Below are 24,802 nucleotides of genomic sequence, written 5' to 3'. Positions count from 1 at the left end.
AATATACTTTATAACACTAGGTTTTTCTATGAGTGTTGCATTTAATATTGCAATTTAAGTTTATATTTTACTTATATAGTTGATCTACTGAATTTAAAATGCTCTAAAAGTTAAAACCATAATTAAAACTCCATTATAATTAAAATAATCTTAAAATCATTAGAAGTTTAAATTATGGTTTTAATAACTATCATAATATATAATCTAAATTAATTATCTATTAAACCTAATTTTTCTGCAACAATATTGGTTGTATTTGCCTGTAAAACTAATGTTATTATAATTGTCATAAAAGCTATTCCAGTTATATGACTTAAATAAGGTATATCCATTCCCATTAACATTCCAGTTAAAGCTGCTGGCATTACTCCTGTTTCTCTAACCCAACACATAAATAATAGTTCTTTTGATTCCCAGTCCGCTTTTCGATCAGGTAAGGCAGAAATAAAAATAGTTAAGGGACGAGCTATAAACATAAAAATAAGTATAATTAATAAATTAATCCAGAAATGATCAAAAATTATTTTAAAATCAATCATTGTACCCAGAACTATAAAAATCATCATTCTTAAAATTAAACCTACAGTTTCATTAACATCCTCTTGAACTTTACGATTTATTAAATTACACTTCATTCCCATATAAATTTTATTTCCACAAACTATTCCAGCTACAAAGCTGGCCATAAATCCACTTCCGCCAACTAATTCAGCTACAAGATATGAAGTTATTGCTACAAAAATTGACATAATTGAAGAGAAGTTTTTTAAAAAGCCATAATTACTTTGGGAAATTAAGATACTTCCAAATACTCCAAATAAAATTCCTATTGCTATTCCAAAGCCTGTATCTTTTAAAAAGACAAGCAGACTGTGACTTACACTTAAATGACCTGATGTTATTACAGTTAAAAAAGTAAAAAACAATACCGATCCTACCGCATCATTAAAAGCAGATTCACTAGCAACTGTTTGAGCTACCTTTTTTCTGATCTTGTATTGTTTAAATATAGGAACTAAAGTTGCTGGATCTGTAGGAGATATTATCGCTCCTAACAAAAGAGCAATAGAAAAAGGAATACCTAATAATAAATGAGCTGAAATTCCAACAACAAAAGCAGTAACTATCACTCCAATTGTAGAAAGCATAAATATTGTTAGCCAAACTTTTTTTATTATCTTTAGATTTACTTCTCTACCACCAAGATAAAGTATAAAGGCTGTTCCAGTTGTCAATATTAATTTAACAGTTAAAGATTCATCAGCCATATTTAAAAAATTTAATCCATAAGGACCTAAAATTATACCAACTATTAGATAAACTACAACATCAGGCAAAGCAAATTTTTGGGCTATAGCACCGCCAACCATACCTGAGAAAAATATTAGTGAAACCATAAAAAATATTTCATGAACAATTTGAACATCCAACTTACTCACCCCTTAATTTAATATCCTTTTTAATCCAAAAACTTAAAACGACATCTGAAATTATAACACAATTAATTTAAAAAGCAAAGCAAAAAAAAATCCCTTCCTTAAATTTTTTAAGGAAAGGAATTAATAACTATCACAATTTAAAATATATTTACTTTTAACCAAAAATATCAATATAATCATCACTTTTATTATTTTGATTATCTTTATTCATCATTAAATTAAAACCTAACGCCTCTACTTTAGCCAAGTTATTAACAAATCTCTCTAATTTATTCATTATTATCACCCCTTATATTAATTTGAATTATTATAGGTTTTTATCTTCTTCATCTCTATATCCTCTTGCCTGCATTTCCCTTTCAGCGGCTGCAAAAATAAATTCCTTAAACTTTTTAAACATTTTTTCCACCTCTCATTAACTTATATTATTATAATAGATGGCTAATAAAATTTACTGTTTTATTTTGTTGTTGAATACATTATATCTAATCAAAAAATATATGATGTAAAGCAATTAACAATTAATAAATTTAATCTATATTTTTTTACTCAACTTTAATTTTAACCAGAAAGACCTCATTGTTTAAACAATGAGGTCTAGTTTATTTTTATATTTTTATTAAATAAATTTTTATTCTACATCATCTTCTATCTTAGAATCATTATCTGAAACTAAATTTCCTTCTTCATTTTCTTTTTGCTGATCATTTTTTTCATCTTCTTCTAATAATTCATCATTTATTCTAGCTAAAGAAACAACTTTATCCTCACCATCAACATTAATTATCTTAACACCCATTGTGTTCCTTCCAGTAGTAGATATCTCATTTACAGCAACTCTAATAATAATACCTGCCATAGTTATAATCATCATTTCTAAATCAGAGTCTACTATTTTAGCTGCTGCAAGCAGTCCATTCTTTTCGGTAGTCTTGGCTGTTATTATACCTTTACCACCTCTATTTTGAACTCTATATTCCGACAGAGGGGTTCTTTTACCATAGCCATTCTCAGTTATTACTAGTAGCTCTTCACCTACTGAATCAACACCCATATCAATTACATAATCATCTTCAGCCAAAGTTATTCCTTTAACTCCATAAGAATTTCTTCCTACAGCTCTAACATCAGCTTCATTAAAACAAATAGATTTTGCCTGATGTGTAATCATAATTATATTCTCTGATTTTTCTATAATTCTTACCCCAATTAATTCATCGTTTTCTCTTAGATTAATTCCTATTAAACCAGTATAATTAGTATCATATTCTTCTAAAGAAGTTTTCTTAATCAAACCATTTCTAGTTGCCATAATTAAATAAGCATCTTCTGGAAAATCTTTAACTGGAATAACAGCTGTAACCTTTTCATTATTCTGTAGTTCAAGTAAATTAATAATTGCTGTTCCTCTAGCCTGGCGACCAGTCTCAGGTATTTCAAAGCCTTTTAAGCGATAAACTCTCCCCTGATTTGTAAAGAATAAGAATTTGTAATGAGTAGTTGTAGTAAAAATATTTTCTACAAAATCTTCTTCTTTAGTGCTTATTCCAATTACTCCTTTACCACCTCTGCGCTGACTACGATAAAGATCAAGCGGCATTCTCTTTATATATCCCTGATTAGTCATAGTTATAACTATTTGTTCTTCTTCAATTAAATCCTCAACTACTAAATCAGTAGCTCTATCTCTAATTGAAGTTCTTCTTTCATCATTATATTTTTCTTTTAAAGCCAATATTTCTGATTTTACAATCTTAAGTAACTTTTCTTCGCTAGCTAAAATAGAACGATAATAAGTTATTTTTTCCTGTAAATTATTATATTCAGATTCTATCTTATCTCTTTCTAAACCGGTTAAACTCTGCAATCTCATTCTTAAAATAGCATCTGCCTGAACTTCTGATAGCTTATAATCTTCCATTAGATTTATTCTGGCTGACTCTACATCATCAGCATTTTTTATCATTTCTACAATTTCATCTATATTAGCTAGAGCAATTTTATATCCTTCTAGAATATGAGCTCTATCTAAAGCTTTATCAAGATCATATTGAGTTCTCCTGGTAATAACTTCTTTTTGATGTTCTAAATAATGTTCTAAAATTCTTTTTAAAGATAAAACTTTCGGTTCATTATCTACCAGAGCAATCATAATCACACTAAAAGTAACTTGAAGCTGACTATGCTTATAAAGCTGATTTAAAACAATTTGAGGAGTAGATTCTCTTTTAAGTTCAATTACAATTCTCATACCATCTCGATCGGACTCATCACGAATATCAGAAATACCCTCAAGTTTTTCATTTTTAACTAATTCAGCTATTTTCTTAATTAATCGAGCTTTATTAACCTGATAAGGAAGTTCATCAACTATAATCTGCTTTCTACTGACTGATAAATCTTCAATTCTTGTTCTAGCTCTAACTGTTAATTTTCCTCGTCCATTTTTATAGGCTTTATAAATACTTCCTCTGCCCATAATCATTCCGCCAGTAGGAAAATCTGGTCCTTTAATAGTCTTCATTAATTCAGTTACACTAATATCTGGATTATTAATTAAATTCACAACACCATCAATAACCTCACCTAAATTATGAGGAGGAATGCTAGTAGACATTCCAACTGCAATACCAGAACTACCATTAACCAATAAATTAGGAAAGCGGGCTGGTAAAACTTCTGGTTCTTTTAAAGATTCATCAAAGTTAGGAACAAAATCAACTGTATTTTTATTAATATCAGTCAATAAATCCATTGTTATAGGTGACATTCTAGCTTCTGTATACCTCATAGCTGCTGCTGAATCACCATCTATAGAACCAAAATTACCATGTCCATCAATCAAAGGATAACGATAAGAAAAATCTTGAGCCATTCTTACCATTGTTTCATAAACTGCTGAATCACCATGGGGATGATATTTACCAAGTACTTCCCCAACAATACGAGCAGATTTTTTATGTGATTTGTTTGGAGTTATCCCCAGATCATTTAAAGCATATAAAATTCTCCTATGAACAGGTTTTAAACCATCTCTTACATCAGGAAGAGCTCTACCAACTATTACACTCATTGCATAATCTAGATAAGAACCCCTCATTTCTTTATCTATATCAACTTTTCTTACACGTGCTGCTTTCTGATCCAAATTATTTCACCAACCTTTAACTTTTAATGACATTAAATATCAAGATTTTTAACTTCTCGGGCATGTTTTTGAATAAAATCACGTCTAGGTGCAACTTTATCTCCCATTAAAATTGAAAATGTTTCATCTGCAATTATCGCATCTTCAATACTAACTTGAAGTAAAATTCTATTATCAGGATTCATAGTAGTATCCCATAATTGGGTAGGATTCATTTCACCAAGACCTTTGTATCTCTGCATAGAAATTCTATCTCTACCTATTTCCTCCAACAATTCCTGAAGTGCTTTATCATTATAGACATAATCTTCTCTTCTGCCCTTTTTAACCTTATATAAAGGTGGCTGTGCTATATAAATATTACCATTTTCTAATAATGGTCTCATATAACGATAGAAAAAAGTTAAAAGTAAAGTCCTAATATGAGCTCCATCAACATCAGCATCAGTCATAATAATAATTCTATCATAACGTCTATTATTTAAATCAAATTCATCACCAACACCAGTACCAACTGCAGTAATTAAAGCTCTAATTTCATCATTATTTAAAATTTTATTTATCCTTGATTTTTCTACATTAAGAATTTTACCTTTTAAAGGTAGTATAGCTTGAAATTCACGGTTACGACCCTGCTTAGCTGATCCACCAGCTGAATCTCCCTCAACTATATATACTTCAGTATCATCTGCTTTACGGCGAGCACAATCAGCAAGTTTTCCAGGTAATGCAGTTGAAGTTAAAGCGCTTTTTCTCCTGGTTAAATCTCTAGCTTTTCTAGCTGCCTTTCTAGCTCTGGAAGCATTTAAAGCTTTATCTACAATCATCTTAGCTATTTTAGGATTTTCCTCTAAAAATGTTTTTAAAAATGAAGATATAGCAGAATCAACAAAACCTCTCATTTCACTATTACCAAGTTTTGTTTTCGTCTGTCCTTCAAATTGAGGTTCAGCTAATTTAACACTAATAATTGCTATCATACCTTCTCTGATATCTTCTCCGCTTAAATTATCATCATTATCTTTTAAAATACCTTTAGAACGCGCATAGTCATTAAAAGTTCTCGTGGTAGCTGATTTAAAACCACTTAAATGAGTACCACCTTCTTTGGTATTAATATTATTAGCAAAAGTATAAATAGATGTATTATAACCTTGATGATATTGGATTGCAACTTCAAGTGATCCTTCTTCGCCTTCAGCCTCAATATAAATTGGATCTTGATGAAGTGGTTTCTTACTCTGAGCTAAATATTCTACAAAAGAAATTAAACCACCTTCATAATGAAATTTTTCAGTCTTTAGTTCATCTTCCCTACTATCAATTATTTTAATATTGATACCTTTATTTAAAAAGGCAAGCTCTTTCAGCCGCTGTGCTAAAACTTTAAATTCAAAATTTATCTTTTCAAAAATAACTGGATCAGGTTTAAATTCAATAGTAGTTCCTGTACAATCTCCATCACAACTTCCGATTACCTGGAGAGTATGCTGAGGTATCCCTCTTTCGTACTTTTGCTTATAAACTTTACCATCTTTCCAGGCAATTTCCACTTCCATCCATTCTGTTAGAGCATTAACAACTGAAACTCCAACACCATGTAAACCACCTGATACTTTATAACCTTCACCACCAAATTTACCACCAGCATGCAGAGTTGTCATAACAACTTCTACAGCCGGTTTATCAACTTTAGGATGAATTTCAACTGGTATTCCTCTACCATTATCTTTAACTTTTATTACATTACCTGGTTTTATTTCTACAGTAATATCAGTACAATATCCAGCCATAGCCTCATCAATACTATTATCAACTACCTCATAAACTAAATGATGTAAGCCTTCAATGTTTGTAGAACCTATGTACATTCCAGGTCTTTTTCGAACAGCTTCCAATCCTTCTAAAACCTGAATATCTTCTGCTTCATATTTTCTTCTATCTTTGATATCCATCAATATCCCCCATTTTCTTCTGTAAACTTATCAACTCGATCTGCAAGTGTCTTAGATGAGATCATTGAAAGATAAATTGTCTCTCCTGTCAACACAAAAGAACGGGGATCTCCCCCCGAATAGTCAACAATAAATCCTTCTTCCTCAGAAATCTCCATAAACTCTCGCGTTATTTCTGAAGAAGTTGTATTTTCTAAATCACCAATTAATACTACTTCGTGTGAAGGAATCATATAACCATCACCAAGATGTAAAAACATCTGTCTAACTCACCCTCTTTATTTTTCCTTTTTCAACCTGATATATATTATAGGAATTATTTTTTATCCCTGTTAAATTTTCACCATCAGTTGCCGTAATTATAGTCTGAATTTTATCTGCTATAACATTTAGTAAAGCCTTTCTACGTAAATTATCTAATTCAGAAAAAACATCATCTAGTAATAAAACAGGATATTCTCCTGTTTCTGATTTCATAAATTCTAACTCAGCTAGTTTTAAAGCAAGTGCAGCTGTTCTTTGCTGACCTTGTGAACCATATTTTCGTAAATCCATTTCATTTACTTTTAAAATTAAATCATCTCGATGAGGACCAATAACTGTATAACCTCTTTTAATTTCTTGATCACGTTTAGAAACTAAATTATCAAGAAATAAATTTCTTAATTCTGCTTCACCAAGATTTTTAGAAAAGTTATTTAAACTAATTTCATATTCAATTTCAAGTTCTTCTCTACCAGCCGTAATTTTTCGCTGAGACAACCTTGCTAAAATTTTTAATTTATCAATTACCTCTAATCTCTTCAAAATTATTTTGCTACCAATAGTTGCAAGCTGTTGATCCCAGACCGATAACATTTCCTGTGAAGTGTTATTCCTATTTTCTCTAATTGATTTAAGCAAATTATTACGCTGTTTTAGAATATGATCATATTTATTTAAAAGATGACCATAATATCTACTTACTTGAGAAATTTCTAAATCTATAAATTCACGCCGATGAGCAGGCCCTTCTTTGACTAATTTTAAATCTTCTGGAGAAAATAAAACTGCATTTAAATAACCAAGTAATTCACTAACTTTGCTAAGTTGGTTGTCATTAATTTCTATCTTACGACCACTATTATCTAATCGCATAGCTAACTTCATTTTACCTTCTCTGCGCTTTAAAAGCAACTGAACAAGTGATTCTTCTTCTTCCCATTTAATTAATTCAGAACTAATACTGCTGCGATGAGAGTTTGTTGTTGCCATTAAATAAATAGCTTCTAAAAAATTAGTTTTTCCCTGGCCATTTTGTCCTAAAAATATATTTAAATTTTTATTTAAATCAATTATTATTTCGTCAAAGTTACGAAAGTTTCTACATAAAACTCTTTCTAAAAACATCAATTATCCCTGACTTACTTCATATTTTTTATCAATACTCTTTAAATAGACAATATCTCCAGGATACAAAGTTTTACCCCTCTTTAATTCTATTTCTCCATTAACCTCTACTTCTCCTGCTTTTATTAAGTGTTTTGCTTCCCCACCACTCATTACAAGATTAGCCCATTTTAAAAATTGATCGAGATTAATTGTTTCACTATCTATTACTATACTTTCCATCTTCAAATACCTCCTTTGCTAAAGTGTAGGGTAGAGTTGTTTATCCACAATTTATGACTGTGACCTTACTGGCATAATTAAATAGATAAATTTACCCATATCATCTTCTGATTTAACAACAAGCGGATTTAAAGGTCCTATCATTTCTATATTTATATCATCTGATTTTAGCACCTTCAAAACATCAATAAAATAACCAGCATCTATATTAATTTTTTGTTCAGGACCAGTTAATTCAATTTCAACTTCTTCATGGGCATAACCTGAACTACCTTCAGTAGAATTTATTTCCATTAAATCTGGTTTAGCATTAATAGAAATAATATTAGCATCTAATCTAGCAATTAAAGATACTCTTTTTACTGCACTATGTAAATTACTTAAATCAGCAGTAAAATTTGAATTAAATTCATCAGGAATAACTAATTCATAATTAGGAAATTTTCCTTCAATTAATCTAGAAATAACTTCTATACCAGCAAAATTGAAAGATGCATAATTATTATCAACCTCAATTTCTACACTACCTTCATCATCCAATAAATTACTTAATTCCTGTAAAGTACTACCGGGTAAAATAACTTCTACTTTTTCAGAAACTGCTGTTTTAAGAGCTGCATTTATATAAGAAAGGCGATAAGTATTTGTTGAAACCATTCTAACTTCATCAGGATTAACTTCAAATAATGCTCCTGTCAAAGCAGGTTGAGTTTCATCTTTAGAAGTAGAAATTCTTACTTTTTCAATCATTTCTTTAAATTTAACAGCTGGTAAATTAAACTTAGCACTTGCTTCAACAGTTGGTAAACTCGGAAACTCATCCGGATCATAACCATTAATTTTAAATAAAGAGTTACCACATCTAATTTCTAATTGCCATTTATCCACATTTAAAGACATTTTTATTTTTTCAGATGGTAATTCTCTAATAATATTTAAAAATTGATTAGCAGGCAATACAATTGCACCATCTTCTGTAGCCTCAATTTCTATTTTATATTCTATGCCAAGTTCTAAATCAGTTGATTTTAAAATAAGTGTATTGTTATTTACCTTTAAATAAATACCGGTTAAAATAGCTAAAGTTTGATTTTTAGCGACAGCTCTGCGAACAATATTTAAAGCTTGATATAAATCTTTTTGATTAATTGAAAATTGCAAAGTAATCCCTCCATAGATAAAGTTATTCACAAATAATACGCTTTATAATTATAGTTTATTTATAAATAAAACTAGTAGTAATAGTAGTAGGGGCTGTTAATATGTGGATAAGCCTTAATAGCAGTGGCAGGATACTATTTAGCTTGTAGATAAGTTGTTAGCCAAACCACTAAGAGTTATCCACATACTAACAATTAAAAGTTATTAACATTTTATCAACAATTAGTTTAATAACTTTCCCCAGTTTTTGTTAATAAAAATAAAATACTTAAAATAAGTAAATTAACCATGTTTAATAGTGTCAATTAAACGTTCTATTTTATTATTAAAATCACTTTCATTTTCTATTTTTTCTTTAATTTTATTGTGAGCATGAATCACTGTTGTATGATCTCTTCCCCCAAATTCTTCTCCTATATGAGGAAGTGAAAAATCAGTTAATTCTCTACTTAAATACATAGCGATTTGACGTGGAAAAGCAATATTTTGGGTTCTTTTTTTAGATTCCATATCTTCCATTTTTAAATTATAATTATCAGTTATAATTTTTTTTATTCTCTCAATATTAACTTCTATTTGTTCTGCTTTCTTTTTATTAACTAAATCTTTAAGAGCTTCTCGAGCTAAATCAATATCAATTTCTCGATCAACAAGTGATGAATAAGCAATTACCTTGATTAAAGCTCCTTCTAATTCTCTAATATTTGATTGAATTTTATTGGCAATATAGATAACTACCTCATTAGGAATTACTAAGTTTTCTACATCAGCTTTTTTTCTTAAAATAGCTATTCTAGTTTCCAGATCTGGCTTTTGAATATCTGTAATTAAGCCCCATTCGAAGCGAGAACGTAATCTTTCTTCTAAGGTAGGAATTTCTTTAGGGGGACGATCACTTGAAATTATTAATTGACGATTTGATTCATGTAAAGTATTAAAAGTGTGAAAAAATTCTTCTTGAGTTCTTTCTTTACCAGCTAAAAATTGAATATCATCAACTAATAAAATATCGATATTACGATATTTATCTCTAAAATCTACTGTAGAATCATCTTTAATAGAATTAATTAATTCATTTGTAAAAGTTTCAGATGAAACATAAACTACTTTGTAATCAGGATTATTTTTTAAGATAAAATGAGCGATTGCCTGCATTAAGTGAGTTTTACCTAAACCAACATCTCCATAAATAAAAAGTGGATTATATGCCTTAGCTGGCGCTTCTGCAACTGCAAGAGAAGCAGCATGAGCAAATCGATTACTATTACCTACAACGAAAGTATCAAAAGTATATTTAGGATTAAAACCATTTTTAAATTCTTGAACTTCATTATCATCTACCTTAGATTCAACTTCATTATTTATATCATCAGGCTCAGTTTTTGTTACTTTATTACTACCCTGTTCTTTAAATTTTTTAACTTCTTGAGGAGTTAATAAAATAAGATCCCAGTGATTTCCAGTTAAATTAGTTAAAATTTCTTCAATTAGATCAGTATATTGAGTTTCTATCCATTCTTGAATAAAATTATTAGGGACTTGTAAAATAAGTTGATTTTCTGGAGTAGTTAAAACTGCTTTTGTTTCTGAAAACCAGGTATTAAAACTCGGGTTAGTAATTTTTTCTTTAATATTTTCTAGAGTTTTTTCCCAGATGTGATCTAATTCTTTTTGCGAAAAAGACATAAAATACCTCCTGTATTTCTAAAAAAATTAGGCTAAAGTTAAAGTTATCCCCAGATTAAGGGGATAAATGACTGGTTATCCACAAAATTGTGGAAAACTATAGCAATTATCCACAAGTGATTAGAGAATAAATTCACTGTTAAAACAAGAAATTTAACTTTTTAAAACTAAAAAAGCAAATTTAATTGTTAATAAAAAAAGAAAAGATATCCACATTTAAATGCTGTTATCAACAGTTTGTGGATAAAAAAGATGAATATTGTGGATAAGTTGCTGAGATTTATTAGGCTAAGCGAGTTATTATTGTAATTTATGCACATGTTGTTAATAAAACCTTAACTGTTATGTAAACGAAAAGTATAATTTGACTTATATTTAACCATATTAATAATAACAGATTATCAACAAATTATCAACATTAGCGGTTGAGATTATTTTTTGTGGATAAATTTAAACTTCTTGACTCTATAGACTAAATAACATATAATTTTAAATGTATGAATAATTAAACTGCTATGGTTGTGGATTGTTTTAGCGGGAGGTCTTTGAGTGGAAAGTTTAAAAAAGAATAAGGAATTTAGGCGGGTATATGAAAATGGAAATTCATATGCAACGCGAAATCTTGTTATCTATGTTTTAAAAGCAAAAAATTCTTATAATCGTTATGGTTTTTCTGTAAGTAAAAGAATTGGTAATGCAGTGACCAGAAATAAACTAAAACGTAGATTAAGAGAAATTATTAGAGAATTTGAAAAAAAAGAGCTTTTTCAAGCCCAGGATGTAATTTTCATTGCTCGTAAACCGGTTGTAAATCTTGATTATCAGAGGTTAAAAAAAGAGGTAATGAAACTTTATCAAAAAGCGAGACTTGTTTAAATTGGCCTGATATTGAGAAGGTGAAAAATTGAAAAAAAGTATTTTGTTTTTTATTAAAATCTATCAAAAAATTATTTCTCCCTGGACTCCTAACAGCTGTAGGTATCTACCAACTTGTTCTGAATATACCAGACAGGCTGTAGAAAAGTATGGGGCAATAAGAGGATCCTTTTTAGGTTTAAAGCGTATTTTACGCTGTCATCCTTTTCACCCAGGGGGATATGATCCGGTAGAATAGGAGGAATTTATTAAATGTTTGATTGGTTAATTAATGGTATGGCAGTTTCTTTAGATTTTATTTATAATATTGTTGGTAATTATGGCCTGGCGATTATTATTTTCACAATTATTATCAAATTAATACTTTATCCCTTAACAGCTAAACAGACTCGATCGATGAGGGAAATGCAGGAAATACAGCCTCAGATGAAAAAAATTCAGGAGGAATATGCTGATAATAAAGAAAAACAGCAGGAAGAAATGATGAAACTTTATCAGCAACATGGAGTAAATCCAGCAGCAGGTTGTTTACCAATGATTATTCAAATGGCTATTTTAATTCCTCTTTATAGAACAATTTTTGCTCTGGGAGATAAAATGGCAAATGAAGCTTTTTTATGGATAGGAACTTTAACTAATGGATCACTTGCTCAACCTGATATTGCACTGGTAATTTTAAATGCACTCGTAATGTTGGGACAGACACATATAACTCAGAAAATTTCTGGTGGGGATCAAAAAGCAAATAAAATGATGTATCTTATGCCATTATTTATTGTTTTTATAGGTTTTTCATTACCTGCTGGAGTATTGTTGTATTGGTTTACTTCAACCCTATTTACTGTAGGCCAACAGTATATTCTGGCCAAGGAACCTAGTAGAATTAAGGGGGATGAAAAATAGAAATGAAGAGCATAAAAGTAGAAGCTAAAACTGTTGAAAAGGCTGTTGAAAAAGCTCTTTTAGAGCTTGAACTGGATAGAGATGAAGTGGAAATTGAAGTAATTGAAGAAGGTAGTAAAGGTCTTTTAGGTTTGATTGGAACTAAAGATGCTGTAATTAAAGTTACTGAGATTTTTAACCCAGTTAAAGAAGGTAAGGAATTTTTGCAGACTTTATTAGATAAAGCAAATATTAATGTTCAGGTTGAAGTTATGGAAAGTGAAACTAATGAAGAACAGGTTGTTTTCAATTTAAAAGGTGAAAAAGAACTGGGCTTAGTTATTGGACATAGAGGAGAAACACTTGACGCTCTTCAATATTTGACTTCGATTTTTATTAATAAAGAATTAGAAGATTATTTTAGGGTTCTACTTGATGCTGAAGGTTATAGAGAAAGAAGAAAAGAGACTTTGGAGAGACTAGCAGAAAGATTAGCTACTAAGGCTGAATCTAAACAAAGAAAAGTTGTTTTAGAGCCAATGCCGCCTCATGAAAGAAGAATTATCCATATAAAACTTAAAGAAAATAAAAATGTTAAGTCATACAGCGAAGGGAAAGAACCCTACCGTAAAGTTATGATAGAACCATTAAATAATTAATTTATATTTTATTGCGATATCTTAAATAATAGGTAGATATTTATTAAAGATATTGGTGAATTTAATAGAAGCTATAGTTTAAAGTTAAAATGGATCTAGTCATTAACCCAGCAGGAATTTCTCTGCTGGGTTATGTTTTAGGAGGTGTTAAAATGGATATTTTAAAAGAAGATACAATTGCTGCAATAACTACTCCCTTTGGTACTGGTGGAACAGGTAAAATTAGAATTAGTGGACCAGGTGCTTTTCAAATCGGAGATAAGATTTTTAAATCAATTAATAAAAATAAAAAGATTTCTGAGCAAAAAACATATACAGCTCATTATGGATATATTTATGATCCTGAAACAGCTAAAGAAGTTGATGAAGTAATTGCTATAATGATGAGAAAGCCGCATTCTTTTACTGGTGAAGATGTTCTTGAAATAGATTGTCATGGAGGGATGACTCCTTTAAGAGCGGTTCTCGATATAGTTCTTGCTAATGGCGGAAGAATAGCAGAACCCGGTGAATTTTCGCAGCGAGCCTTTTTAAATGGAAGACTTGATTTGGCCCAGGCAGAAGCAATTATTGATATTATAAATTCTAAAACTGAAAAAAGTCTTGATTTAGCTTTAAACCAATTAAACGGTAAATTATCAACTAAAATTGATCAGATAAAAGAAAATGCTGTTGAGTTACTTGCTCATTTGGAAGCTGCTATTGATTATCCTGAAGATGAAATAGCTGGTTTTTCTGCAGCTGAATTAGGAGATAAATTTTTACAAATAAAGCTAGAGCTAGAAAAACTGATTAGTAGTTCTCAGCAGGGTAAAATTTATAAAGAAGGATTAAAAACAGTTATTGTAGGTAAGCCTAATGTTGGTAAGTCAAGCTTGTTAAATTATTTTCTAGAAGAAAAGAGAGCTATAGTTACTGATATTCCAGGAACAACTCGTGATGTTATTGAAGAATATGTTAATTTAAAAGGTATACCACTTAAAATAATAGATACAGCTGGAATTAGAGAAACAGCTGATGAAGTAGAAAAAATCGGAGTTGAAAGAACTAGAAATTTGGCAGAAAAAGCTGATTTGATTTTATTTATGGTTGATCTTAATCAGGGTATTACAACAGAAGATAGAGAAATTTATCAATTAATAAAAGATAAACCAGTGATAGTAATTGCTAATAAAACTGATTTAGAATTTAAAAATACTCGCCAGGAAATATTGACAGAGTTTAGGGATCATCCTTTACTCTGGATTTCATTATTAAAAGAAGAAGGACTAATAGAATTAAAAGATAGTATTTTAAGTGAAATTTTAGCTGAAAAAATTGATCTTGATTCTGAAACAATAATTACTAAAACCAGGCATAAGGATGCTTTAAAATCAGCTTTAAGTGCAATTGAGAAAGTTATTGTTTCACATGAAACAGGTATGCCTTATGATTTTTTAACAATTGATTTAAAAGATTGTCTTAATTCCCTTGGTAAGATTACCGGTGAAACAGTTGCAGATGATATTTTGGATAGAATTTTTTCAGAATTTTGTCTGGGTAAATAAACTTAAATTTAAAGAGGAGAGATAGAATGGATTTTCATAAATATCCAAAGGAATATGATGTGATAGTAATTGGCGCTGGTCATGCTGGTTGTGAAGCATCATTAGCACCAGCTAGAATGGGTCTTGAAACATTAACTTTAACTGTAAACCTTGATCATGTTGCTTTTATGCCCTGTAATCCATCATTGGGTGGTCCCGGTAAATCACATATTGTGAGAGAAATTGATGCTCTTGGTGGTGAAATGGCACGTAACATGGACAAAACAATGATTCAAATTAGAATGCTTAATACAAGTAAAGGTCCAGCTGTTCATGGCTTACGTGGTCAGTCAGATAAGGCTGCTTATCATAGAAGAATGAAACAGGTTTTAGAACAGCAGGATAAGCTTGATTTAAAGCAAGAAATAGCAGAAGAAATAGTAGTCGAAAATGGTCAAGTAAGAGGAGTTATAACTAAAACAGGAATATTTTTTGCTGGAAAAAAAGTTATTTTAACTACAGGAACTTTTTTGAAAGGTAGAATTATTATTGGAGAAGCAGAATTTAATGCAGGTCCCAATCAACAATATCCAGCAAATAAATTATCAGGTAGTTTAAAAAAATTGGGTATAAATTTGCGTCGTTTTAAAACAGGAACTCCACCAAGAGTTAGTAAGAGATCACTAGATTTTTCAAAAATGGAACCTCAACCTGGGGAAACTGGATTGAGCTTTTCTTTTGACTCTGAACCTTTATCAGAAGAGCAAGTAATGTGCTATTTAACTTATACAACTGAAGAAACACATTCTATAATTAGAGATAATAAAATGAGAACTCCTCTTTTTAGCGGAGTTATCGAAGGAGTAGGACCACGTTATTGCCCATCTATTGAAGATAAAGTGGTTAGATTTCCTGATAAAAATAGACATCAACTTTTCATTGAACCAGAAGGATTAAATACAGATGAATATTATATTTCTGGTTTATCTACCAGTCTTCCACATGATGTTCAAATTGAAATGGCCCGTACAATTCCTGGACTTGAAAATGTAGAAATTATGAGACCTGGTTATGCAATTGAATATGATTGTGTTGACCCAGAAGAATTGAAACTTGATCTTGAACTAAAAAAAATAAAAGGTCTTTATACAGCCGGTCAGATTAATGGTAGTTCTGGCTATGAAGAAGCGGCAGGACAGGGTCTAATTGCTGGAATAAATGCAGCTTTGAGTTTACAGGATAGAGAAGCAGTAATTCTTAAGCGCTCTCAAGCTTATATTGGTGTTTTAATTGACGATCTTGTTACCAAGGGCACTCCGGAGCCTTATCGTGTGATGACCTCTAGAGCAGAATATAGGCTTTTATTAAGGCAAGATAATGCTGATCAAAGATTAACTCCTTTAGGTAAAGAAATTGGTCTAGTTTCTGAAGAAAGATATCAAAAGTATAAAAATAAATTAACAGCAATCAAAAATATTATAAGTTATTTAAGAGATCCTGAAAATAAGGTTAATCCTACTGCAGAAGTTAGAGAAAAACTTACTGATTTAAGTAGTGGTAATTTGAGTAAACCTGTCAGTTTAGAAAAACTATTACGCAGGCCCGAGATATCTTATGCTGATTTAAAGTTTTTTACAGATGGTTTACCTGAAGCTACAGCAGATGTTATTGAACAAATAGAAATTCAAGTTAAATATAAGGGATATATAGATCGTCAGCAGGCTCAAGTCGATCAGTTCAGAAAAATGGAAGAAAAAAAGATTCCAGTTGAAATTGATTATGACAAATTAGAAAATTTAAGATTAGAAGCGCGAGAAAAATTGGCTAAAATACGTCCACTTTCAATTGGACAAGCTTCTCGCATTTCAGGTGTTTCGCCAGCTGATATTTCAGCATTAATGATTTATCTCGAACAATATCGGAGGAATCAAGGAGGAAATACAAGTGGCAATTAAAGCTGAGCAATTTAAAGCAGAACTAAGTTCTTATCTAAAACAGCTGCAGCTTAAAGTAGATAGTTGTAAATTAGAGCAATTATGGGAATACTATATATTTTTTAAAGAAGAAAATCAAAAATATAATCTTAGTTCAATCACTGAAGCAGATCAAGTAATTAAAAAACATTTTCTTGATTCACTGGTAATACTTAATTATTTAGTTGTTGACTCTGGTCAAAAATGGCTCGATATCGGAACAGGAGCTGGTTTTCCTGGTCTAGTTCTGAAATTATTTTTACCAGAGTCACAGTTTGTTTTATTAGATTCTGTTGCTAAAAAAATTAATTTCTTAAATAAATTAATTTACAAACTAAAACTGCAGGATGTTAAAGCTATTCATGATAGAGCAGAAGATTTAGCTAAAAAGGAAGAATGGAGAGCCCAATTTGATCATATTACCTCAAGAGCAGTAGCGTCACTGAATGTATTAAGTGAATATGCTGTGCCTTTCTTAAAAATTGGTGGAACTGCTTATTTTTATAAAGGTCCAGAATATGAAACTGAGTTAGAAGAAGCAAAATCTGCCCTTAAAACTCTGGGAGCAGTTTTTAAAAATGCTAAAAAATTAGCTGTGCCAGGTTTAGAAGCTGAAAGATATCTTATTACAGTTGAAAAAGTAAAATTGACACCTGCTAAATATCCTCGCCGAGCTGGAATGCCTAAAAAAAGACCTCTTTAAATATTTCCCGGGAAATATTTAGTTAAATTAATTAATTAGGCAGGGATTTAGTATAATGATCAAGAAATATATTTTAAGAAGTTGATGGAGGTAGTAGCAGATGAAAATTCCTTTTTTTAATAAAGATAATGAGTCAATTAAAGAGGAAATAATAGAAGTTGAAATTGCTAAAATAGCGGTTAATCCTTTTCAACCACGGCAAGAGTTTAAAGAAGAAGAAATTAATGAACTGGCCGCTTCTATTGAAAACTTCGGACTTTTACAGGCAATAACTATCCGCCCAGCAGCAGAAAATTATGAACTAGTTGCTGGAGAAAGAAGACTGCGGGCTGCTAAAAAAATTGGCAAGAAAACTATTCCGGCAGTTATAAAAAACTTTAATGATCAAGAGATGGCAGAGATTGCATTAATTGAAAATTTGCAGAGAAAAGATTTAAATTTTATTGAAGAGGCTGTAGCTTATCAAAAATTACTTGATCAGTTTGATTTAACTCAAAAGCAGTTAGCTTTGAGATTATCTAAGAGCCAATCAACAATAGCTAATAAATTAAGATTGCTTAAACTGGAACTTCCAGTGCGAGAAAAATTAACTAAAAACAACCTCAGTGAAAGACATGGGAGAGCCTTATTAAAAATTAATTCAGCTGCAGAGCAGCTTGAAGTAATTACAGAAATAGCTGAAAAAGACTTAACTGTCAGACAGAGTGAGCAACTAATTGATAAATTAATTAATCCACTTAAAGAGAATAAAAAAAAGAAAATCAGACATATTTCAGCAGATCTGAGATTATATGCTAATTCATTAGAGAAAAGAATAGCAGAAATTAAAGATTCCGGGGTTGAAGTTGAACTTGATCGTAATGATAAAGATAATTACATAGAATATTATATTAAATTGTCTAAATAAACTCTTAAAGAGGTGAAAGAATGGGTAAAAAAATAGCCATTGTCAACCAGAAAGGTGGGGTTGGGAAAAGCACTACTGCAGTTAATTTAGGAGCAGGCTTAGCAGAAAAAAATAATCAGGTATTGTTAATTGATATTGATCCCCAGGGAAACGCCAGTAGTGGATTGGGAATAGAGAAAGCAGAAGCTGAATATACAGTCTATGATTTATTAATTAACTCTGAATCAGCAGAACAAGCTATTCTTAAAACTGGAGTTGATAAACTTGATATAATTCCAGCTAATATAGAACTTGCTGGTGCAGAAATAGAATTAGTTTCAATTATTTCTCGAGAAAGCAGGTTAAAAAGGAGTTTAGAACAAATAAAAGGCAATTATGATTATATAATTATTGATTGTCCTCCTTCACTTGGCCTACTTACTTTAAATGCTTTAACAGCTGCAGATAGTGTAATGGTACCAATTCAATGCGAATATTATGCGCTAGAAGGCCTTGGTCAATTAATGAATACTATTGATTTGGTCAGGAAAAACCTCAATTCTGATTTGCGAATTGAAGGAGTTTTAATGACAATGTATGATGCTCGAACGAATCTTTCTGAACAGGTGATAGCAGAAGTTGAAGAATATTTTTCTGAACTTGTTTTTAAAACTATAATTCCCCGTAATGTTAGGTTGAGTGAGGCTCCCAGTTTTGGTAAAGCTATTTTTGATTATAGTTCTACTTCTAAAGGGGCCGAAGCCTACAGAAATCTAGCAGAGGAAGTGATAACTAATGGCTAAAAAAAGATTGGGCAAAGGATTAAATGCTTTAATTAATAATGAAAAAAATGAAGATCAAAATTTGGTAGAAGAAATTTTTGTTGATCAAATAGAAGCCAATCCATTTCAACCCCGGCTTAGCTTTGAGGAAGATGCACTATCAGAATTAGCAGCTTCAATTAAAGAAAAAGGTGTAATCCAGCCGATAACTCTGCGTAAAGTTAAAGCAGAAAGATATCAAATAGTAGCTGGTGAAAGGCGTTGGCGAGCTTGCAAGAAATTAGAAATGAATAAAATCCCCGCTGTAATTAGAGATTTTAATGATCAGGAAATGATGGAAATAGCTTTAATTGAAAATTTACAGAGGGAAGATTTAAATCCAATTGAAGAGGCTAAGGCCTATCAGCAGATGCTGGAAAATTTCTCGCTAACTCAATCTGAATTAGCTGATAAAGTTGGTAAAAGTAGATCTAACATTGCTAATATGGTACGATTATTAAATTTAGCAGATAAGGTGAAGAATCATCTTGAAAAGGGAACAATTACTATTGGCCATGCCCGGGCTTTACTGTCTTTGTCAGCTGCAGAAGCTCAGATAGCAGCTTGTGAAAATATAATTATCCAGGATTTAACTGTTCGAGAAACTGAGAAGTATGTTGATAAATTAAAAAACCCATTGCCAACCACTAATAAAAATAAGCAAGCAAAAGCACTATCTGCCAATTGGCAGCAAGCAGCAGAAAAATTAAGTCAAAATATTGGCATGAAAGTAAGTATTAAACAGCGCCAAAAAAACAACTTATTAACAATTGAAATTGATAGTTTAGAAAAGTTGGAGCAGCTAATAGATAATTTCAAATAGATGTTTCATGTGAAACAAAACTTAAGAGAAGAGAGTAGATAGGTGATTAAAGATGATTGGAACATTTGTCAATGTGCTGGCTGTATTAGCAGGAAGTACAGTTGGTATTTTATTTAGAGGTAAATTTCCAGAAAAAATTCAGGAAACTGTTATTCAGGGGATTAGCCTGGCTGTTATTTTAATTGGTATGCAGATGGCATTAAGTATTGAAAAATCTCCGGATGTTTTATTAGTTATTTTTAGTCTGGTTATTGGAGCTGTTATAGGAGAACTTTTATCGATTGAAAGTAACTTAAATAAATTTGGTGAGCAATTAAAACAAAAATTTAAAGCTAAAGATGATCTTTTTGTCCAGGGTTTTGTCCAGGCTAGTTTGATCTACTGTGTTGGTGCAATGGCAATTATGGGGGCAATTCAGGATGGTTTAAATGGTGATCCCAGCATTCTTTTTACTAAGTCTTTACTTGATGGAATAACTTCAATTGCTTTTGCTGCAAGCACAGGGATAGGAGTAGCTTTTTCAGTTATTCCTATTTTTATTTATCAAGGAGGAATTAGCCTGACAGCTGCTAAAATTGAAAGTTATTTAACTCAGGATATGATTAGAATTATGACTGCTAGTGGAGGACTTTTAATTATTGCAATAGGATTAAATATGTTGGGAGTCGCTCGAATAAAAGCAGGCAATCTTTTACCAGCATTATTAGTAGCTGTTTTTTTAGCTGCTTTAGTTTTTTAAAAGTTGTTTTGCAATAATTAAAAAAATAGTTTATAATTGAAGTAAATATGAGCGGATGAAAGCTGGATGAGAGATCTGTTTAAGGGCGCCGAAGGAGCAAAAGTTATCTGCTTGAAACTCTCAGGCAAAAAGAATTCAGCTGGACGTAACTCTGAACATTTAACTTAACTGGACAGGGGGTGGATTAATCCATCTACCTGTCTTTTCTATTTTAGCAAGAGGTGATTTTAATGAAAAAAACCGTTCTTAATCAGCTTCATAAAGATCTTGGAGCAAAAATGACTGATTTTGGTGGTTGGGAAATGCCAGTTGAGTATGAGGGTATTATTACTGAACATAAATCAGTTAGAAAAAACTGTGGGTTATTTGATGTTTCTCATATGGGAGAAATATTAATTAAAGGAAAAAATGCTGGAAAGTCAGTGCAAAAGATTATAACAAATAACCTTGATAAGTTAAATGATGGCCAAATTCTTTATACTCCTATTTGTCAGCCAGATGGAGGTATAATTGATGATTTATTAGTTTATCGTTTGAGTTTAGAAAAATATCTATTAGTTGTTAATGCTTCAAATATAGAAAAAGATTTTAGTTGGGTTGAAAATCATTTGTTAGCAGATACGATAGTTGAAAATATGTCAGATCAATATGCAATGCTTGCTTTACAGGGCCCTGCTTCCAGAAGTATTCTGACTAAATTAATTACAGCAGATTTAGAAACACTAGCTTATTATAGCTTTATTAATGAAAAAATACTTAAAAATAAAGTGATTATTTCACGGACAGGCTATACTGGTGAACTGGGTTATGAACTTTATTTTGAACCAGCTGCTGCCAGAACTATCTGGCAGGAGATAATGGCTGCTGGAGAAGAGTATGATTTAAAACCATGTGGTCTTGGTGCACGTGATACACTTAGATTAGAAAAGTTATATGCATTGTATGGAAATGATATTGATGAACAAACCAATCCTTTTACAGCAAATTTAGCCTGGACAGTGGATTTAGAAAAGGACGATTTTATTGGTAAACAGGCGCTAATCGAGATTAAAAAAAATGGTTTTCAGCAAAAGTTAACTGCTTTTAAAATAATAGGTAGAGGTATTGCTCGATCAGGTGATAAAGTTTATATCAAAAATCAAAAAATTGGTCAGGTAACAAGTGGTAGTTATTCGCCTATTCTAAAACAGGGAATTGGAATGGCTTATTTAGATAATGAATATACAAAAATTGGGGCTGAAATTGAAATCAAGGTAAGAAACCGTAAGTTAAAGGCTAAAGTGGTTAAAGGTCCTTTTGTTTAAAATATAGAAGAATTTAGGTTTGTAAAATTAAAAGGGGGTATAGTTATAATGAGTATCAAAGAAGATTTATATTATTCAGAAGATCATGAGTGGGTAAAAGAAACAGAAGATTGTTTAATAATTGGAGTTACAGATTTTGCTCAGGCAGAACTAGGAGATATTGTTTTTGTTGAATTACCAGAGGTAGGAGAAGAATTTGATAAGGATGATAGTTTTGGAGTTCTAGAATCAGTTAAAGCTGTCTCGGATACTTTTATACCTGTGTCAGGTCAGGTAATTGCTATTAATGAAGAGTTAGAAGACAATCCAGAATTAATTAATGAAGATCCTTATAATAAAGGATGGTTAATTAAACTTGATCCTGCCGATGATTCTGAGCTTGATGATCTCTTATCAGCTGAGGAGTATGCTGAATTTATAGAGGAGGAATAAGCTGTGGATTATATATCAAATACTGATTCTGAAAAACAACAAATGTTAAAAAAAATTGGTGTTAAAGCAGTAGAAGACTTATTTAAGATGATTCCGGCTGAGATTGTCTTAGAAAAAGATCTTGCTATAAAAGAAGGAATTTCAGAATTAGAATTAATTCGTCAGGCTCAAAAATTAGCTGCTCAAAACGTTGATTTAACTAAATTAACCTCTTTTCTTGGTGCAGGAGCATATAACCATTATGTTCCTGGAGTCATTACCGCTTTAACTGATCGGGCTGAGTTTTATACAGCTTATACACCATATCAAGCTGAGTTAAGTCAGGGAACTTTAGAAGCTATCTACGAATATCAAAGTATGATTAGTGAGCTAACTGGCTTAGGAATTTCAAATGCCTCGATGCTAGATGGGGCTTCAGCTGCTGCTGAGGCTGTTTTGATGGCAGCACGGGTATCGCGCCGTTCGCAAATTATTTTGCCATCTACAATCAACCCTGCTTATCGAGAAGTTATAAAAACTTATGGTCGGGGGAAGGAACTTGATTTTATAGAATTAAAAGCTGAAAATCATTTGATTAATCCAGAAAGTATTATAGAAAATTTGAATCAAAAAACGGCAGCTATAGTGCTTCAGTATCCTAATTTTTTTGGCTCAATTGAAGACTTTAAGCAAATATCAAATTTAGTTAAAAAAAATAAAAAAACTTTACTTGTTGTAATTGCTAATCCTCTTCTTTTAGGGATATTAAAAGCACCAGCTGATTTTGGAGCAGATATAGTAGTTGGGGAAGCGCAGAGTTTAGGAAATGGCATTAATTATGGAGGACCATATCTTGGTTTTATGGCCTGCCGTGATGATCGAAAATTATTACGACAGCTTCCTGGTAGAATTGTTGGTAAAACTACAGATAGCAATGATAAAGCTGGCTTTGTTTTAACTTTACAGACAAGAGAACAGCATATTAGACGTGAAAAAGCTACTTCAAATATTTGTACAAATGAAGCTTTAAATGCTTTAATGGCAACTATTTATTTAGCGACGATGGGTAAAGCTGGTTTACAAGAAGTTGCCAGTCAGTGTTATCAAAAAGCTCATTATTTGGCAGATAAAATTGAAGAGCTTACTGATTATCAAGTGTTGAATAAAGATAATTTTATACATGAATTTGTTTTGAAAGTTAAAAAAGATCCGCTTACTTTAAAAAACAGATTAAGAAATAAAAATATTTTAATTGGGTATCACCTCCAAAAGGTAACTTCGGCAGATGAATTTTTAGTATGTGTAACTGAAAAGATAACTAAAGCAGAATTGGATAACTTTATTGAAGAACTGGAGGTGTTTTAAGTGGAGGAAAAATTAATTAAAGATTATAGCTGTCCAGGTAGAAAAGGCTATTCATTGCCTCCGCTTGAGGTAACAAAAATTGATTTAAAGCAAGAGCTGGGAGCATATTATCGCAGTGAACTTAACTTACCGGAAGTAAGTGAAGTTGATGTAATTAGACATTACACAGCTTTAAGTGGAATGAATTATGGGATTGACTCTGGTATTTATCCACTTGGTTCATGTACTATGAAATATAATCCAAAAAGAAATGAAACAGTAGCTAGCCTACCTGGTCTAAGTGAAATTCATCCTTATCAATCAGAGACCGATCTTCAGGGAAGTCTGGCGCTTTTATATAATTTAAAAGAAGATTTAATAGAAATTAGTGGTATGGATGAGATAACTTTACAGCCTGCTTCTGGAGCACATGGAGAATTCACTTCCTTAATGATCATTAAAGATTATTTTGCTGATCAAAATGATAAAAAGCGAAAGAAAGTTGGTTCTTTGACAAATGTTGTGAAATCTAAATAGCACCGTTTGAATCATGTTATCTCTTTGTTTTTTTGAATTACTCTTAAATACTTAGCAATGATAAAAATACTCGGCGTTTTAAGTTTTCAACTTTGGGAACACCGTAGCCAATTCTTTTGATTAATTTGATTTTGTTGTTTAATCCTTCAGCAAATCCGTTGGTTATTCTAGTTTTAAAATAGTTAATAATGTGTTGTTCCCAGCGTTTTACTGTTCCTTTAGCTCTATAGAAAAGATTTAATTTAGACTGACTAACATTTTCATACCAGTTATTTAAAGCTTGAATAGACTCTTTAACATCAGGAATCTGTAGTAAAT

At 31.1% G+C, this 24,802-nt stretch carries 24 protein-coding genes, 1 pseudogene and 1 riboswitch; of the genes and pseudogenes, 15 read left to right on the top strand and 10 right to left on the bottom strand.

From position 1 onward, the window contains the following. Nucleotides 1–209: 209 nt before the first annotated feature. The 9 genes from BMZ74_RS11220 to dnaA all read right to left on the bottom strand — a co-directional run bounded on the left by BMZ74_RS11220 (nt 210) and on the right by dnaA (nt 11,000). Nucleotides 210–1,430 (bottom strand): cation:proton antiporter, encoded by a 1,221-nt coding sequence (locus BMZ74_RS11220; protein ID WP_089862323.1) that lies wholly within the window; start codon nt 1,428–1,430, stop codon nt 210–212. A 163-nt stretch (nt 1,431–1,593) separates the two neighbouring features. Beyond that, on the bottom strand, nt 1,594–1,716 hold the full coding sequence (locus BMZ74_RS14780) for a hypothetical protein (RefSeq protein ID WP_281244101.1): 123 nt from the start codon (nt 1,714–1,716) through the stop codon (nt 1,594–1,596). Nucleotides 1,717–2,070: 354 nt separating this feature from the next. After that, complete coding sequence (gene gyrA / locus BMZ74_RS11215) at nt 2,071–4,587, bottom strand: DNA gyrase subunit A (RefSeq protein WP_089862322.1); 2,517 nt, start codon at nt 4,585–4,587, stop codon at nt 2,071–2,073. A 32-nt stretch (nt 4,588–4,619) separates the two neighbouring features. Beyond that, nucleotides 4,620–6,542: a DNA topoisomerase (ATP-hydrolyzing) subunit B gene (gyrB, locus tag BMZ74_RS11210; RefSeq protein WP_089862321.1), complete on the bottom strand. Its 1,923-nt coding sequence runs from the start codon at nt 6,540–6,542 to the stop codon at nt 4,620–4,622. Further along, nucleotides 6,542–6,802, bottom strand: coding sequence for an extracellular matrix regulator RemB (remB, locus tag BMZ74_RS11205; protein ID WP_089862320.1), 261 nt, complete (start codon nt 6,800–6,802; stop codon nt 6,542–6,544). The genes gyrB and remB overlap by 1 nt, the downstream gene beginning before the upstream one ends. Nucleotides 6,803–6,806: 4 nt before the next feature. Continuing rightward, nucleotides 6,807–7,931, bottom strand: a complete 1,125-nt coding sequence (gene recF, locus BMZ74_RS11200) for a DNA replication/repair protein RecF (RefSeq protein ID WP_089862319.1) — start codon at nt 7,929–7,931, stop codon at nt 6,807–6,809. 3 nt (nt 7,932–7,934) lie between these two features. Next, complete coding sequence (locus tag BMZ74_RS11195; protein WP_089862318.1) at nt 7,935–8,153, bottom strand: RNA-binding S4 domain-containing protein; 219 nt, start codon at nt 8,151–8,153, stop codon at nt 7,935–7,937. A gap of 51 nt (nt 8,154–8,204) precedes the next feature. Then, on the bottom strand, nt 8,205–9,314 hold the full coding sequence (gene dnaN, locus BMZ74_RS11190) for a DNA polymerase III subunit beta (RefSeq protein WP_089862317.1): 1,110 nt from the start codon (nt 9,312–9,314) through the stop codon (nt 8,205–8,207). A 282-nt stretch (nt 9,315–9,596) separates the two neighbouring features. Beyond that, nucleotides 9,597–11,000 (bottom strand): chromosomal replication initiator protein DnaA, encoded by a 1,404-nt coding sequence (gene dnaA, locus BMZ74_RS11185; protein ID WP_089862316.1) that lies wholly within the window; start codon nt 10,998–11,000, stop codon nt 9,597–9,599. A 549-nt stretch (nt 11,001–11,549) separates the two neighbouring features. Between dnaA and rnpA the strand changes: the two genes are divergently transcribed. The 15 genes and pseudogenes from rnpA to BMZ74_RS11110 form a co-directional block, all read left to right on the top strand. After that, nucleotides 11,550–11,876, top strand: coding sequence for a ribonuclease P protein component (rnpA, locus tag BMZ74_RS11180; protein WP_089862315.1), 327 nt, complete (start codon nt 11,550–11,552; stop codon nt 11,874–11,876). Nucleotides 11,877–11,904: 28 nt separating this feature from the next. Next, nucleotides 11,905–12,114, top strand: coding sequence for a membrane protein insertion efficiency factor YidD (yidD, locus tag BMZ74_RS11175; protein WP_089862314.1), 210 nt, complete (start codon nt 11,905–11,907; stop codon nt 12,112–12,114). 14 nt (nt 12,115–12,128) lie between these two features. After that, nucleotides 12,129–12,779 carry a YidC/Oxa1 family membrane protein insertase gene (locus tag BMZ74_RS11170; protein ID WP_089862313.1) on the top strand — a complete coding sequence of 217 codons (651 nt, stop codon included), beginning with the start codon at nt 12,129–12,131 and terminating at the stop codon, nt 12,777–12,779. A 2-nt stretch (nt 12,780–12,781) separates the two neighbouring features. Continuing rightward, nucleotides 12,782–13,417, top strand: coding sequence for an RNA-binding cell elongation regulator Jag/EloR (gene jag / locus BMZ74_RS11165; protein ID WP_089862312.1), 636 nt, complete (start codon nt 12,782–12,784; stop codon nt 13,415–13,417). 152 nt (nt 13,418–13,569) lie between these two features. Beyond that, nucleotides 13,570–14,964, top strand: coding sequence for a tRNA uridine-5-carboxymethylaminomethyl(34) synthesis GTPase MnmE (gene mnmE, locus BMZ74_RS11160; RefSeq protein WP_089862311.1), 1,395 nt, complete (start codon nt 13,570–13,572; stop codon nt 14,962–14,964). 26 nt (nt 14,965–14,990) lie between these two features. After that, nucleotides 14,991–16,898: a tRNA uridine-5-carboxymethylaminomethyl(34) synthesis enzyme MnmG gene (mnmG, locus tag BMZ74_RS11155; RefSeq protein WP_089862310.1), complete on the top strand. Its 1,908-nt coding sequence runs from the start codon at nt 14,991–14,993 to the stop codon at nt 16,896–16,898. After that, a complete protein-coding gene (gene rsmG / locus BMZ74_RS11150) occupies nt 16,888–17,619 on the top strand; it encodes a 16S rRNA (guanine(527)-N(7))-methyltransferase RsmG (protein ID WP_089862309.1) in 732 nt (243 codons plus the stop codon). The genes mnmG and rsmG overlap by 11 nt, the downstream gene beginning before the upstream one ends. A gap of 100 nt (nt 17,620–17,719) precedes the next feature. Continuing rightward, on the top strand, nt 17,720–18,526 hold the full coding sequence (noc, locus tag BMZ74_RS11145) for a nucleoid occlusion protein (protein ID WP_089862308.1): 807 nt from the start codon (nt 17,720–17,722) through the stop codon (nt 18,524–18,526). A 20-nt stretch (nt 18,527–18,546) separates the two neighbouring features. Beyond that, complete coding sequence (locus tag BMZ74_RS11140; protein WP_089862307.1) at nt 18,547–19,308, top strand: ParA family protein; 762 nt, start codon at nt 18,547–18,549, stop codon at nt 19,306–19,308. Next, complete coding sequence (locus BMZ74_RS11135) at nt 19,301–20,149, top strand: ParB/RepB/Spo0J family partition protein (protein ID WP_089862306.1); 849 nt, start codon at nt 19,301–19,303, stop codon at nt 20,147–20,149. The genes BMZ74_RS11140 and BMZ74_RS11135 overlap by 8 nt, the downstream gene beginning before the upstream one ends. Nucleotides 20,150–20,201: 52 nt before the next feature. Next, on the top strand, nt 20,202–20,888 hold the full coding sequence (locus BMZ74_RS11130) for a DUF554 domain-containing protein (RefSeq protein WP_089862305.1): 687 nt from the start codon (nt 20,202–20,204) through the stop codon (nt 20,886–20,888). A gap of 55 nt (nt 20,889–20,943) precedes the next feature. Beyond that, nucleotides 20,944–21,034, top strand: a riboswitch (glycine riboswitch). A gap of 84 nt (nt 21,035–21,118) precedes the next feature. Next, a complete protein-coding gene (gene gcvT, locus BMZ74_RS11125) occupies nt 21,119–22,192 on the top strand; it encodes a glycine cleavage system aminomethyltransferase GcvT (protein ID WP_089862304.1) in 1,074 nt (357 codons plus the stop codon). A 48-nt stretch (nt 22,193–22,240) separates the two neighbouring features. Further along, entirely contained in the window at nt 22,241–22,624 is a 384-nt protein-coding gene (gene gcvH / locus BMZ74_RS11120) for a glycine cleavage system protein GcvH (protein WP_089862303.1), read from the top strand. Between the two features lie 3 nt (nt 22,625–22,627). Next, entirely contained in the window at nt 22,628–23,968 is a 1,341-nt protein-coding gene (gcvPA, locus tag BMZ74_RS11115) for an aminomethyl-transferring glycine dehydrogenase subunit GcvPA (protein ID WP_089862302.1), read from the top strand. Continuing rightward, a pseudogene (locus BMZ74_RS11110) lies at nt 23,969–24,451 on the top strand (aminomethyl-transferring glycine dehydrogenase subunit GcvPB); the annotation flags it as partial. It abuts the gene before it with no gap. A gap of 76 nt (nt 24,452–24,527) precedes the next feature. On the opposite strand, the gene BMZ74_RS11105 reads toward BMZ74_RS11110, so the two are convergent. Further along, nucleotides 24,528–24,802 (bottom strand): transposase (locus BMZ74_RS11105; RefSeq protein WP_143070132.1); only part of this gene is annotated, 275 nt, incomplete at its 5' end.

It is taken from the genome of Halanaerobium salsuginis, from assembly GCF_900114545.1.
Classification (GTDB): Bacteria; Bacillota; Halanaerobiia; order Halanaerobiales; family Halanaerobiaceae; genus Halanaerobium; species Halanaerobium salsuginis.
Note: the sequence above shows the minus strand (reverse complement) of the source record. Positions and strands in the feature narration are given on the sequence as shown.

Coding starts and splice junctions, on each gene's coding strand:
- BMZ74_RS14780 (WP_281244101.1), bottom strand. CDS start 1,716: ATGAATAAATTAGAGAGATTTGTTAATAACTTGGCTAAAGTAGAGGCG.
- gyrB (WP_089862321.1), bottom strand. CDS start 6,542: ATGGATATCAAAGATAGAAGAAAATATGAAGCAGAAGATATTCAGGTT.
- remB (WP_089862320.1), bottom strand. CDS start 6,802: ATGTTTTTACATCTTGGTGATGGTTATATGATTCCTTCACACGAAGTA.
- recF (WP_089862319.1), bottom strand. CDS start 7,931: ATGTTTTTAGAAAGAGTTTTATGTAGAAACTTTCGTAACTTTGACGAA.
- BMZ74_RS11195 (WP_089862318.1), bottom strand. CDS start 8,153: ATGGAAAGTATAGTAATAGATAGTGAAACAATTAATCTCGATCAATTT.
- dnaA (WP_089862316.1), bottom strand. CDS start 11,000: ATGTCTTTTTCGCAAAAAGAATTAGATCACATCTGGGAAAAAACTCTA.
- BMZ74_RS11170 (WP_089862313.1), top strand. CDS start 12,129: ATGTTTGATTGGTTAATTAATGGTATGGCAGTTTCTTTAGATTTTATT.
- jag (WP_089862312.1), top strand. CDS start 12,782: ATGAAGAGCATAAAAGTAGAAGCTAAAACTGTTGAAAAGGCTGTTGAA.
- mnmE (WP_089862311.1), top strand. CDS start 13,570: ATGGATATTTTAAAAGAAGATACAATTGCTGCAATAACTACTCCCTTT.
- mnmG (WP_089862310.1), top strand. CDS start 14,991: ATGGATTTTCATAAATATCCAAAGGAATATGATGTGATAGTAATTGGC.
- noc (WP_089862308.1), top strand. CDS start 17,720: ATGAAAATTCCTTTTTTTAATAAAGATAATGAGTCAATTAAAGAGGAA.
- BMZ74_RS11140 (WP_089862307.1), top strand. CDS start 18,547: ATGGGTAAAAAAATAGCCATTGTCAACCAGAAAGGTGGGGTTGGGAAA.
- BMZ74_RS11135 (WP_089862306.1), top strand. CDS start 19,301: ATGGCTAAAAAAAGATTGGGCAAAGGATTAAATGCTTTAATTAATAAT.
- BMZ74_RS11130 (WP_089862305.1), top strand. CDS start 20,202: ATGATTGGAACATTTGTCAATGTGCTGGCTGTATTAGCAGGAAGTACA.
- gcvT (WP_089862304.1), top strand. CDS start 21,119: ATGAAAAAAACCGTTCTTAATCAGCTTCATAAAGATCTTGGAGCAAAA.
- gcvH (WP_089862303.1), top strand. CDS start 22,241: ATGAGTATCAAAGAAGATTTATATTATTCAGAAGATCATGAGTGGGTA.